This is a genomic window from Streptococcus massiliensis DSM 18628 (assembly GCF_000380065.1).
GTDB lineage: Bacteria > Bacillota > Bacilli > Lactobacillales > Streptococcaceae > Streptococcus > Streptococcus massiliensis.
Genome location: NZ_KB904375.1, coordinates 19,135 through 31,314 on the forward strand (window position 1 = coordinate 19,135; position 12,180 = coordinate 31,314).

Here is a 12,180-nt window from a genome sequence, read left to right on the forward strand (position 1 = left end):
TTTCTACTGTTTTTCTTGAAAAACACTATATATTGTGTTATGATGTATATTGAATAACAAGATATAGAAAAACGGAGGATAAGAACGATTGTGATTATATTAGCAGGAATGATTGGTGTGGGCAAGACCACTTTTACAGAAAAGTTGGCAGAAGCTCTAGGAACAGAAGCTTTTTTCGAGCCAGTTGATACCAATCCTATCCTAGACAAATATTATGAGGATCCAGATAAGTATGGTTTTGCCCTGCAGATTTACTTTCTCAATCGACGTTTTAAGTCTATTAAAAGAGCCTATGCTGCAAATAATAATGTGCTAGATCGCTCCATCTATGAAGACGCGCTTTTCACCTATATCAATACACTCAAGGGAAGTATTAGCCAAGAAGAGTATGATATCTATTTAGATTTGTTAGATAATATGATGGAGGAAATTGCAAGCCTGCCCAAGAAAGCGCCAGATCTGCTAGTATATTTGGATGGAAGTTTTGAGCATATTTTGGAAAACATCCAGAAGCGAGGCCGTTCTTATGAGCAGCCAACAGATGAAAATGGCCTGAAAGATTATTATCAACTCTTGCATAGTCATTATGCAGATTGGTACGAGGCTTATGATCAAAGTCCAAAAATTAGAATTGAGACGGATGGGTTAGATATCCACAAAGAAAACGATTGGAAGCGTGTTTTCAGCTATATTCGTAACGAAATGCGAGCTTTGGGCTTGGATGATTAGTGAATAAAGTTTCAAGCAGATTATTTGTAAAAGTTTCGTATTTCCGCTATCATGAATGATAGAAAATGAAGAAACGAGGATATAATTCTATGGCTATTGTATTACCAGACCTTCCATATGCATATGACGCACTTGAACCTTATATTGACGAAGAAACCATGCACCTGCATCATGACAAACACCATAATACTTATGTAACCAATGTCAATGCGGCTCTTGCAAAACACCCAGAAATTGGTGAAGATTCAAAACACCCAGAAATTGGTGAAGATTTGGAAAGTTTGTTGGCTGATGTGAATGCCATCCCGGCAGATATTCGCCAAGCGGTGATTAACAACGGTGGTGGGCATTTGAACCACGCTCTCTTCTGGGAATTGATGACACCTGAAAAGACAACTCCTTCAGCGGAATTGGCAGCAGATATTGACGCAACTTTTGGCTCATTTGACGACTTCAAGGCAGCTTTCGCTGCGGCAGCAACCACGCGCTTCGGCTCAGGCTGGGCTTGGTTGGTTGTCAATAAAGAAGGAAAACTAGAAGTTCTTTCAACGGCTAACCAAGACACGCCAATCTCAGAAGGCAAGACACCAATCTTGGGCTTGGATGTTTGGGAACATGCCTACTATGTCAAATATCGCAACGTTCGCCCAGACTACATCAAGGCTTTCTTCTCAGTGATTAACTGGAACAAGGTCAACGAATTGTATGCGGCAGCAAAATAATCTAAAAACGAATCGAAAGGTTCGTTTTTTGCTGTTTAAAATAAAAAAATTTTAAAACTGCTTGAAATTTTTTTTAGATTTTTTTATACTGGTTTGACAATGAAGATAGTAGTAAATAAAAAACAGATTAGCGTGCTGTGTATTGTGTTAGTGCTTGGCTGCGTGCTTATTCTAGGAATTTACACTTTGATGGATCTTCACTCGCATGGGGCTTTGAAGGGTTCAGAAATCAAGGCTAGCAGAGAAAGTAAATCAAGGGTAGCTGAGAAAGGTACGAGTCAAAATGCTGAAAAAAGAGAGACAAGCCCTCAACTAGTTGTTAAATCTGCTGATGCCAAAAAAGCTGTGGTAGAGCAAGATTTGCCAACCATGGAAGCCTATGGTCTGGTCTACGATTATGCCAATCTTAACTTGCAACAGGTAGTACAAGCTTATCTGGATGAAATGGGCGTTCCGCATGAAAGTATTGCCTTTTCCTACAAGAACCCCAAAACAGGTGAGTTGATTGAGATGAATGAAACTCAACCCATGAGGGCAGGGTCAACGTATAAGTTGCCGCTTAATATGTTGGTAGTTGATGAGGTAGAGAAGGGCAAGTTTACCTTGACTGAGCGGTTCGACATCACCAATACTTATTATGAGTATCAAGGGGAGCATGACAACTATGTAAATGCTTTTGGCGGTGCGATGACTATTCCAGATATGCAGATGTATTCACTCCTTTATTCAGAAAATACGCCTGCCTATGCTCTGGCAGATCGACTTGGAGGGATTGAGAAAGCTCGGACGATGTTCAGACGTTATGGTCAATCCAAAGGAGAAATTAAGACTTTTAGCGAAGAGAATTATACGACGACTAACTACTATATCCAAGTGCTGGATTATCTTTGGAATCATAAAGATAAATATCAAGATTTGCTTTATTATATTGGAGAGTCTTTCCCTAACGAGTACTACAAAAAGTTTGTTGATGGGGTTACCATTCAGCAGAAACCAGGATATGTGGGGGAAGCACTCAATGTAGATGCTATTGTTTACGAAGCGCAGCCTTACCTAGTTGCCCTTTATACGGCAGGGTTGGGAGGTTCGACCCCAGCCAGTGAAGAAGTAAACGGCGTGGGTATTTATCAACTTGGACAAATCTGTTATGTTATCAACGAGTGGCATCGAGTCAATCAAAATCCATGAGAGAAAGAGGAAACTCTTTCTTTTTTTAATGCTATTTAGATTTTTTTCTAAATACTTCTTGATTTTCTAAAACTTTGGGTGTAAAATGATATTTAGAAATATTTCTAAATACTTTTCAAGGAAGTCTCTCAATGAATATTATGTTTTTTCTATCAGTAGCTTTAATTTGTTTGTTAATGTTTATGGCTGGAGCAATCTGGTGGTTGCGAAAAAGACAATTTTTAAAATGGACAGTTTTTGGGCTTGGGCTAGCTGGTTTTATAGTTGGGTCTCGTATTTTAGAGTCGATTTTACACTATTTCGTTTTACATCCTAGTCCAAGCGGTCAGATTCCCCTCATGCAGAACAAACCTCTTCTCTATGTCCTGTATGCTATTGCTACTGCGGCAGTGTTTGAGGAAACAACGAGGCTGATTCTGTTTAAGATTCTCAAAAGGAAGCGTCATCTTAATTTTGCAGATGCCCTTTCCTACGGTGCAGGACATGGTGGAGCAGAACTCCTTTTGGTCGGAGGAGCCCAAATGATCGGCCTGATGGTCATTTTTGCAATGCCACATGCCTTGAGAGCTGGTGCTGGGTATGAGATGGTTTTAAAAAGTGTGACTGCAACAACACTTATTTTAGGAGTGTTCGAGAGAATTGTTGCTTTCGCTGCTCAGCTATGTCTATCTATTTGGGTTTGTGCTGGCGTATCAAATGGCAAACTGCGCTATTATGGCTGGGCTTTGCTTTTTCATGCTCTTTTCGATTTGCCGGCAGCGCTCTCTCAAGTAGGATTTTTGCCTCTATGGACAGTTGAAGTGCTACTTGTTTTATCTTTTGTCTTGCTTGTTTACCTTACAAAACGGTTTATTTTAGAAAAGGGGAGGCTTTCTTATGGGAATTAGTGAAACCATGAAAGCCTTAGCCGATCCAGTTCGGCGGGAAATTTTGGAAATGTTAAAAAAAGGGCCCAAATCGGCTGGTGAAATTGCTCAAGCTTTTGATTTAACGGGAGCGACGGTATCTTACCATTTGTCCCAGTTGAAAAAAGCAGGCCTTATCTATGAGGAACGGCAGAAAAACTTTATTTACTATTATTTAGATGCTACTGTTTTTGAAGAAATCTTAGTCTGGCTTGCTGCGTTCGCGGGAGGAAAAAATAATGAAATTGAAAAATAATATGAAAGAGTTGATACTTTCAGTGCTGGTCATTTGGCTACCAGTACTTTATGGACTTTATATTTATAAGGAATTACCGCAAGAACTGGCTGTGCATTTTTCTTTTACAGGCCAAGCAGATGGACTGATGAATAAGGAGCTATTTCTTTGGGGCTTTCCAATTGTAATCTCTCTTTTTCAGCTATTCATTTATTGGACAACGGTAATTCAAATAATAACCAATAAAATATTCAAACACTTTATTCGTTGGATTATTCCCATCGTAGCGCTGGTTTTGCAGACTGGCATCCTTTTTAGAGCTCTTAATTCAGAGTTTAATATTAGAAAAATGGTACTTGTTTTGGTAGGAGTTGTATTCATTGGTCTTGGTAATTATATTCCTAAAAAGGTTATAGTGGATCAACATAGAAAATCAACTAGTAGAAAACTGGCTTATTCTTTGATTGTAGCAGGGAGTCTTTCCTTGCTATGTGCACTCTTTCTAGGATAATGAACAACAATATGATATAATATCTCTAGGAGCATATGAAAAATGATACAGAAAGCACATTATCAGTTTATCCGCCAGCATCCAGCTTTTATCAATTTACGAACAGAGCATTTTGACCGGCTGGCTAGTGATATTAAATTTCGTAAAAGTCCCAAAGGGCAGATTATTTTCTTTGAAGGTGACCCACGCGATCGCCTCTTTCTGCTTTACAAAGGTTATGCACGAATTGAGCAATATGATCAGACGGCTTCCTACTCATATCTAGATTATGCTAAAGAGAATTCCCTCTTTCCTTATGGAGGAATGTTTGAGGATGCGGCTTATCATTATACTGCAGTAGCAGTGACAGATGTGGAATACTTTACAATCCCTGTGGAGGCTTTTGAGCATTTTGCTAAGCTAGAACCAAAACAGCTTATTCATATTGTTACAGAATTATCCAAAATTTTGGCATTTCATGAATTACGATTGCGAAATGCTACTTTAGCAGGGGCACGAGATCGAGTGATCCAAGCCTTGTCGATACTCTGCTTAGATTTTTGCAAGGAAAAAGATTATGTTCCCTTTGCTGTCAGTATGATTGAGTTATCTCGTCTTGCAGCCACCACTCGTGAGACGGTTCACCAAGTGATAAAGAAGCTAAAAGAAGAAGAAAAAATTCGTTATGAGCGCAAAATGATTACTTTTTTAGATAAAACTTTTTTCCTTGAAACATACCAAAATGGTCAGTGATAATTCACTGGCTTATTTTTATAAAAAATTTAAAAAAATCCAAAAAAATAAATATTCTTTTAACAAATAAATTTGTGACTTTATCCACAAAAAATCGGGTTTAAATGCAAAATATTCATTTTAACATAAAATGATGTAAGATTTTTGGCATTTTAAATGATAAATCAATCATGGAAGCGTTATCATATGGTGATATAATAACGGTGTTAAGAGGTTGAGATGATTTGACCTCACAAGAAAAAATTAAGGAGGATTGAAGATGTCGCAACATCCAATTCATGTCTTTTCAGAAATTGGCAAATTGAAAAAAGTTATGCTTCACCGTCCAGGTAAGGAACTTGAAAACCTTTTGCCAGACTACCTAGAACGTCTTCTTTTTGATGACATTCCTTTCTTGGAAGATGCTCAAAAAGAACACGACGCATTTGCTCAAGCTCTTCGTAACGAAGGTATTGAAGTACTTTATCTCGAAAAACTTGCTGCAGAATCTCTTACTTCACCAGAAATTCGTGAACAATTCATCGAAGAATGGTTAGAAGAAGCAAACATTCGCGGACGCGAAACAAAGAAAGCAATCCGCAAAGCTCTCCAAGCTATTGAAGACAATCAAGAGCTGGTTGAAAAAACAATGGCTGGTTTCCAAAAAGCAGAATTGCCAGAAGTACCTGAATCAGAAAAAGGCTTGACTGACCTTGTTGAGTCAGACTACCCATTTGCGGTAGACCCAATGCCAAACCTTTACTTCACACGTGACCCATTTGCAACAATCGGTAATGCAGTATCACTCAACCACATGTTTGCAGATACACGTAACCGCGAAACTCTTTACGGTAAGTACATTTTCAAATATCACCCAGTATATGGTGGCAATGTTGACCTTGTTTACAACCGCGAAGAAACCACTCGTATCGAAGGTGGAGACGAACTCGTTCTTTCTAAAGATGTTCTGGCAGTAGGTATTTCACAACGTACTGACGCAGCATCTATCGAAAAACTTTTGGTCAACATCTTCAAGAAAAATGTTGGCTTCAAGAAAGTATTGGCCTTTGAATTTGCCAACAACCGTAAATTCATGCACTTGGATACCGTATTTACTATGGTTGACTATGACAAGTTCACTATTCACCCAGAAATTGAAGGTGACCTTCGCGTTTACTCTGTAACTTACGAAAACGAAGCGCTGAAGATTGTTGAAGAACACGGTGATTTGGCAGAGGTTTTGGCTGAAAACTTGGGTGTGGAAAAAGTTCACTTGATTCGTTGTGGTGGTGGAAACATCGTTGCTGCTGGACGCGAACAATGGAACGATGGTTCAAACACTCTTACAATCGCACCAGGTGTGGTAGTTGTGTATGATCGCAATGTTGTTACTAACAAGATCCTTGAAGAATATGGACTTCGTTTGATTAAGATCCGCGGAAGTGAATTGGTTCGCGGTCGTGGTGGACCTCGTTGTATGTCTATGCCATTTGAACGTGAAGAACTTTAAAAAGTATTCAATCTTCCTTGCTAGACCCGCTTACCTATGAGAAAGTGGGTCTAGTGGTAAGATGTTAAAACTAGATGATCATCTCAAACGCTTATGTAGATGTTTTATCTGATAAAAAGAAAAAGAGGTAAAAAAACAGAATGACAACATCAGTATTTAAAGGTAGACATTTCCTTGCTGAAAAAGACTTTACTCGTGCAGAGTTGGAATGGTTGATTGATTTTTCAGCTTTCTTGAAAGATTTGAAGAAACGCAACATTTCTCACCGCTACCTTGAAGGTAAAAATATTGCACTCTTGTTTGAAAAAACTTCAACTCGTACTCGTGCAGCCTTCACAACTGCAGCTATTGACCTTGGTGCACACCCAGAATACCTTGGTGCTAACGACATTCAACTTGGCAAGAAAGAATCTACTGAAGATACAGCTAAAGTTCTTGGACGTATGTTTGACGGTATCGAATTCCGTGGTTTCAGCCAACGCATGGTTGAAGAATTGGCAGAATTCTCAGGCGTTCCTGTATGGAATGGTTTGACTGATGAATGGCACCCAACTCAAATGTTGGCTGACTACTTGACAGTAAAAGAAAACTTCGGAAAACTTGAAGGTTTGACATTGGTTTACTGTGGTGACGGACGTAATAACGTTGCAAACAGCTTGCTTGTAACTGGTGCGATCCTTGGTGTAAATGTACACATCTTCTCACCAAAAGAACTCTTCCCAGAAAAAGAAATCGTTGAATTGGCAGAGGGATTTGCAAAAGAAAGTGGAGCACATGTGCTAATCACTGATAATGCAGATGAAGCTGTTAAAGGCGCAGATGTTCTTTACACTGACGTTTGGGTATCAATGGGTGAAGAAGACAAATTTGCTGAACGCGTTGCCCTTCTCCAACCTTACCAAGTAAACATGGAATTGGTTAAGAAAGCAGAAAACGAAGACCTTATCTTCTTGCACTGCTTGCCAGCCTTCCACGACACAAACACTGTTTACGGTAAAGATGTTGCTGAAAAATTCGGCGTGAAAGAAATGGAAGTTACGGATGAAGTCTTCCGCAGCAAATATGCACGTCAATTTGATCAAGCTGAAAACCGTATGCACACAATCAAAGCTGTCATGGCAGCAACTCTTGGAGAATTGTTCATTCCAAAAGTATAATGCTAACTAGCTAGCAGAACTGGTCGTTCTGGTTTTGATTGAGGAAATCAGAATCAGGGCGACTTTTTGTTTGAGAGGGCTTGTTCATTTCAAGTATCTCTCATTACTTATGAAATCGATTCGAGATTCATTCTCGTTGCTTAATTTAGGAGGATAAAATGAAAAAAGGTTTTAAAATGCCTTCATCTTTCACTGTATTGATGATAATCACCGCCTTGATTGCTCTTTTGACTTGGATTATTCCAGCAGGTCAATTCCAAGCAGATAAAGATGGTCATTTGATCGCAGGAACTTATGAAGCTGTAAAAAGTAACCCACAAGGGATTTATGACGTCTTTATGGCACCAATCCGTGCCATGCTCGGTACTGAAACTGTATCAAAAGCCATTGAAGTTTCTTTCTTCATCATGATGGTTGGTGCCTTCCTTGGTGTTGTTAATGAAACTGGTGCCCTTGATGCAGGTATTGCCAATGTCGTTAAGAAATACAAGGGTCGCGAAAAGATGTTGATTCCAATCTTGATGACACTTTTTGCTCTAGGTGGTTCTACTTATGGTATGGGTGAAGAAACAATGGCCTTCTATCCACTCATCGTGCCAGTTATGATGGCAGTAGGATTTGACAACTTAGTCGGGGTGTCTATCGTTCTTCTTGGTTCACAAATCGGATGTTTGGCTTCAACAGTTAACCCATTCGCAACAGGAGTTGCGTCTGCGACTGCCGGTGTCAGCTTGGCTGATGGTATCATCTGGCGGATTATTTCTTTCATTGTTATCACAGGTTTGGGGATTTGGTTTGTTTATAGCTACGCTAGCAAAATTCAAAAAGATCCAACTAAGTCATTGACTTATGCTAACCGTGAAGCCGATATGGATCACTTTAACGTATCTAAAGATGAAGCTGCAGAAGCAGTGGAATTGACTAAAGTACAAAAGAAAGTACTTTGGGTGTTTGCTCTTACCTTTGTATTGATGATTATCAGCTTGGTTCCTTGGGCTGACCTTGGTGTACCATATTTTGCAGATTTTAACACTTGGTTAGTTGGTCTGCCAGTTATCGGTCAAATCGTCGGAACATCTACAGCGGCTTTGGGTACTTGGTACTTCCCAGAAGTTACAATGCTCTTTGTCTTGATGGCTGTTATTATTGGTTTTGTTTCTCGCATGGGAGAAGAGCGTTTCCTTTCAGCTTTCATGGCTGGTGCAGCTGATCTATTGAGCGTTGCTTTGGTTGTTGCGGTAGCACGTGGTATCCAAGTTGTGATGAACGATGGTCATATCACAGCAACTATTCTTCACTGGGGTGAAGAAGGACTGAAAGGTCTATCATCTCAAGTATTCATTATTTTGACTTATATCTTCTACTTGCCAATGTCATTCCTTATCCCATCATCATCAGGTCTTGCTGGTGCAACAATGGGTATCATGGCGCCACTCGGTGAGTTTGCTAAGGTGCCTGCACACTTGATTATCACTGCTTACCAATCAGCATCTGGTGTGCTCAACCTTGTTACTCCAACATCAGGTATCGTTATGGGTGCTCTTGCGCTTAGCCGTGTTGATCTTGGCACATGGTGGAAGTTTGTTGCTAAATTGATTGCAGCTATTGTTGTTGCAACCATTATCATTCTTGTTGTCGCTACATTCTTCTAAAAAGAACTATTTAGCAGGAAAAGATGCTTTATTTAAAGTGTCTTTTCCATTATTCGTAAATGAAAGAGGTTACCGTGAGGAAATTTGTTACAGAAGTTCATCAAGATGCTTGCCTAACGGCTGTGAAGAGACTCGTTTCTTTTCCTTCGGTCTTAAATGAGGGAGAAAATGGGACGCCTTTTGGACAAGCTATTCAAAATGTTTTAGAGGACACTTTGCACTTCACTGAAGAGCTAGGTTTTCGTACATATTTAGACCCTGAGGGCTATTATGGCTACGCAGAAATTGGGGATGCAGCTGAATGTTTAGCGATTCTTTGCCATTTAGACGTTGTTCCTGCCGGTGATGTGTCAGAATGGCAGACGAACCCATTTGAAGCAGTTGTCAAAGATGGTATCATTTATGGGCGTGGCGTCCAAGATGATAAAGGACCATCTATGGTAGCGCTCTATGCTGTTAAAGCTCTAATAGACGCAGGGGTGACTTTCAACAAACGTATTCGGTTTATCTTTGGTACAGACGAGGAGACGCTTTGGCGTTGTATGAATCGTTATAATCAAATTGAAGAAGTGGCTACGATGGGCTTTGCGCCTGATTCATCATTTCCATTAACTTATGCAGAAAAAGGTTTGCTTCAGGCTAAGTTAGTAGCTGCTGGAGATGCTAATTTTGACCTCGAAGTTGGTGAGGCTTACAATGTCGTACCTGGAAAGGCTAGCTATCGAGGAAAATATAAAACAGAACTGCTCAAGAAGCTTGCAGAACTGGGCATTGATTCCGATGTGGAAGGAGATTGTGTAACAGTACTGGGTGTACCTATGCACTCTAAGGACGCAGCTCTTGCCACCAATGCCTTGATTCGTTTGGCAAAAGCTTTGGTTGAGATAGTTCCGAATCAGACTCTTGATTTCCTAGCGAATCGTGTCGGAGAAGATGCGACAGGTGCTAACCTTTTTGGTTCAATTGAAGATGAACCATCTGGTAAACTATCTTTTAATGTTGCAGGTTTGACTCTAAATGCTGAAAAGACAGAGGTACGCTTAGACCTTCGTATTCCTGTTCTTGCAGATAAGGAGCAGTTAGTTGCAACACTGACAGAAATAGCTGCTGCTTATGGTTTAACTTATGAAGAATTTGACTATCTGGCACCGCTTTATGTGCCACTTGATAGTAAACTTGTTAGCACTCTTATGACAGTTTATCAGGAAAAAACAGGAGATATGACTCCAGCTGTTTCCTCAGGTGGCGCGACCTTCGCTCGCACCATGCCAAATTGTGTGGCCTTTGGAGCTTGCTTCCCAACTACACCACAGACAGAACACCAAGCCAATGAATGTACACCAGTTGAGGATTTGTACAGGGCTATGGACATTTATGCTGAGGCTATTTATCGCCTCGCAGCACAATAATTAACAATAAAAAGGATTTTTAATATATGAGTAATAGAACTATTGTCGTTGCTTTGGGAGGAAATGCGATCCTTTCATCTGACCCATCTGCACAAGCTCAACAAGAAGCTTTAGTGCAAACTGCTGGACATCTTGTAAAACTAATCAAAAATGGTGATAACTTGGTAATCACCCACGGAAATGGTCCTCAAGTAGGAAACCTGTTGCTGCAACACTTGGCAGCTGATTCCAAAAAGAACCCTGCTTTCCCGCTTGATTCACTCGTTGCTATGACAGAAGGAAGCATCGGTTTCTGGCTTCAACAAGCCCTTCAAAATGCTTTGCACAAAGAAGGAATTGACAAACCAGTTGCTTCTGTTGTGACCCAAGTGGTTGTTGACAAAAACGACCCAGCCTTCGTTAACTTGTCTAAACCAATCGGTCCATTCTACTCAGAAGAAGAAGCAAAAGCTGAAGCAGAACGCACAGGTGCAACCTTTAAAGAAGACTCTGGCCGTGGATGGCGAAAAGTTGTTGCCTCACCAAAACCAGTTGCCATCAAAGAACTTGAAACTATCCAAACTTTGATTGATGCAGGTCAAGTTGTTGTTGCAGCCGGTGGTGGCGGTATTCCAGTTGTTGAAAATGAAGACGGAAGCCTCCGCGGTGTTGAAGCTGTTATTGACAAAGACTTTGCTAGTCAAAAACTGGCTGTTGACATCAAAGCAGACTACTTCATCGTTTTAACTGGTGTAGACAATGTTTATGTTAACTACAATAAACCAGACCAAGCAAAACTTGAAAAAGTAACTGTTGCAGAGTTGGAAGAATATATCAAACAAGACCAATTCGCACCAGGTAGTATGCTTCCAAAAGTTGAAGCAACGATCAACTTCGTAAAACAATTCCCAGAAGGAAAAGCAGTTATTTCTTCACTTGAAAATATCCAAGAAGTTTTAACAAACGAAGGCGGAACAGTCATTGAAGCTTAAGTAAATAAGGCAGGATTGTAGAAGAAATTAAACATATTTTTCTGTCCTCTTTATGCTCAGTAACTTGAGCAAAATTAAGTCAGTCGTGCGAGTTAGTTGCATTAAGTATCAGAAATAAGCGTTTTCTAATATGATCTTCTTGGGCAGCAAGCTCAGCATGAAGACGACTAATTACTCTCCTTATGAAAAATAAGAGCCTGGGACAAAATAATTCTCAGCCACAAAAAAAGCTAGAGCTTCCCAATTGCGGAACTCTAGCTTTTTAATTTTGAGTCGTTCTCTTATTGTATTTTAGGAGGTTATTGGCCATAAGTACCAATCCCATGTCAATTCTCACTTGACGCTTCCCTCTCAGATTACATCTCTTGTAACCCAAACAAGCCTTTATCTGCCCAAAGACAGGTTCCACATCAATCTTGCGTTGAGCGAAAATCTGTCTACCTTGGGGAGATAAAAGCGCCTGACATTCTTTAGTTTTTA

The 12,180-nt window shown here is 40.0% G+C and carries 13 protein-coding genes; 12 read left to right on the forward strand and 1 reads right to left on the reverse strand.

Annotated elements, in window-relative coordinates; genetic code table 11:
• Window positions 1-90 precede the first annotated feature (90 nt).
• The 12 genes from A3I3_RS0103115 to arcC all read left to right on the forward strand — a co-directional run bounded on the left by A3I3_RS0103115 (window position 91) and on the right by arcC (window position 11,700).
• Window positions 91-729, forward strand: coding sequence for a deoxynucleoside kinase (locus tag A3I3_RS0103115; protein WP_018371280.1), 639 nt, complete (start codon window positions 91-93; stop codon window positions 727-729).
• An 89-nt stretch (window positions 730-818) separates the two neighbouring features.
• Complete coding sequence (locus tag A3I3_RS0103120; RefSeq protein ID WP_018371281.1) at window positions 819-1,451, forward strand: superoxide dismutase; 633 nt, start codon at window positions 819-821, stop codon at window positions 1,449-1,451.
• Between the two features lie 99 nt (window positions 1,452-1,550).
• Window positions 1,551-2,639 carry a serine hydrolase gene (locus A3I3_RS0103125; RefSeq protein WP_026129820.1) on the forward strand — a complete coding sequence of 363 codons (1,089 nt, stop codon included), beginning with the start codon at window positions 1,551-1,553 and terminating at the stop codon, window positions 2,637-2,639.
• Window positions 2,640-2,770: 131 nt separating this feature from the next.
• Window positions 2,771-3,526, forward strand: a complete 756-nt coding sequence (locus A3I3_RS0103130) for a YhfC family glutamic-type intramembrane protease (protein ID WP_018371283.1) — start codon at window positions 2,771-2,773, stop codon at window positions 3,524-3,526.
• Window positions 3,516-3,800, forward strand: coding sequence for an autorepressor SdpR family transcription factor (locus A3I3_RS0103135; protein WP_018371284.1), 285 nt, complete (start codon window positions 3,516-3,518; stop codon window positions 3,798-3,800). The genes A3I3_RS0103130 and A3I3_RS0103135 overlap by 11 nt, the downstream gene beginning before the upstream one ends.
• Window positions 3,784-4,290, forward strand: a complete 507-nt coding sequence (locus tag A3I3_RS0103140; RefSeq protein ID WP_018371285.1) for a DUF1648 domain-containing protein — start codon at window positions 3,784-3,786, stop codon at window positions 4,288-4,290. Before A3I3_RS0103135 ends, A3I3_RS0103140 begins: the two co-directional genes overlap by 17 nt.
• A gap of 42 nt (window positions 4,291-4,332) precedes the next feature.
• Window positions 4,333-5,022 (forward strand): Crp/Fnr family transcriptional regulator, encoded by a 690-nt coding sequence (locus tag A3I3_RS0103145; RefSeq protein WP_018371286.1) that lies wholly within the window; start codon window positions 4,333-4,335, stop codon window positions 5,020-5,022.
• Between the two features lie 259 nt (window positions 5,023-5,281).
• Window positions 5,282-6,511: an arginine deiminase gene (gene arcA, locus A3I3_RS0103150; RefSeq protein WP_018371287.1), complete on the forward strand. Its 1,230-nt coding sequence runs from the start codon at window positions 5,282-5,284 to the stop codon at window positions 6,509-6,511.
• 140 nt (window positions 6,512-6,651) lie between these two features.
• Window positions 6,652-7,668, forward strand: a complete 1,017-nt coding sequence (gene argF, locus A3I3_RS0103155) for an ornithine carbamoyltransferase (RefSeq protein WP_018371288.1) — start codon at window positions 6,652-6,654, stop codon at window positions 7,666-7,668.
• Between the two features lie 158 nt (window positions 7,669-7,826).
• A complete protein-coding gene (locus A3I3_RS0103160; protein ID WP_018371289.1) occupies window positions 7,827-9,320 on the forward strand; it encodes a YfcC family protein in 1,494 nt (497 codons plus the stop codon).
• 74 nt (window positions 9,321-9,394) lie between these two features.
• Entirely contained in the window at window positions 9,395-10,729 is a 1,335-nt protein-coding gene (locus tag A3I3_RS0103165; protein WP_018371290.1) for a dipeptidase, read from the forward strand.
• A 26-nt stretch (window positions 10,730-10,755) separates the two neighbouring features.
• Window positions 10,756-11,700 carry a carbamate kinase gene (gene arcC, locus A3I3_RS0103170; RefSeq protein ID WP_018371291.1) on the forward strand — a complete coding sequence of 315 codons (945 nt, stop codon included), beginning with the start codon at window positions 10,756-10,758 and terminating at the stop codon, window positions 11,698-11,700.
• Between the two features lie 262 nt (window positions 11,701-11,962).
• On the opposite strand, the gene A3I3_RS0103175 is transcribed toward arcC, so the two are convergent.
• Window positions 11,963-12,180, reverse strand: a 218-nt coding sequence (locus A3I3_RS0103175; RefSeq protein ID WP_018371292.1) for a transposase, incomplete at its 5' end; no start/stop codon positions are given.

Coding starts and splice junctions, on each gene's coding strand:
- A3I3_RS0103120 (WP_018371281.1), top strand. CDS start 819: ATGGCTATTGTATTACCAGACCTTCCATATGCATATGACGCACTTGAA.
- A3I3_RS0103125 (WP_026129820.1), top strand. CDS start 1,551: ATGAAGATAGTAGTAAATAAAAAACAGATTAGCGTGCTGTGTATTGTG.
- A3I3_RS0103130 (WP_018371283.1), top strand. CDS start 2,771: ATGAATATTATGTTTTTTCTATCAGTAGCTTTAATTTGTTTGTTAATG.
- A3I3_RS0103135 (WP_018371284.1), top strand. CDS start 3,516: ATGGGAATTAGTGAAACCATGAAAGCCTTAGCCGATCCAGTTCGGCGG.
- A3I3_RS0103140 (WP_018371285.1), top strand. CDS start 3,784: ATGAAATTGAAAAATAATATGAAAGAGTTGATACTTTCAGTGCTGGTC.
- A3I3_RS0103145 (WP_018371286.1), top strand. CDS start 4,333: ATGATACAGAAAGCACATTATCAGTTTATCCGCCAGCATCCAGCTTTT.
- arcA (WP_018371287.1), top strand. CDS start 5,282: ATGTCGCAACATCCAATTCATGTCTTTTCAGAAATTGGCAAATTGAAA.
- argF (WP_018371288.1), top strand. CDS start 6,652: ATGACAACATCAGTATTTAAAGGTAGACATTTCCTTGCTGAAAAAGAC.
- A3I3_RS0103160 (WP_018371289.1), top strand. CDS start 7,827: ATGAAAAAAGGTTTTAAAATGCCTTCATCTTTCACTGTATTGATGATA.
- arcC (WP_018371291.1), top strand. CDS start 10,756: ATGAGTAATAGAACTATTGTCGTTGCTTTGGGAGGAAATGCGATCCTT.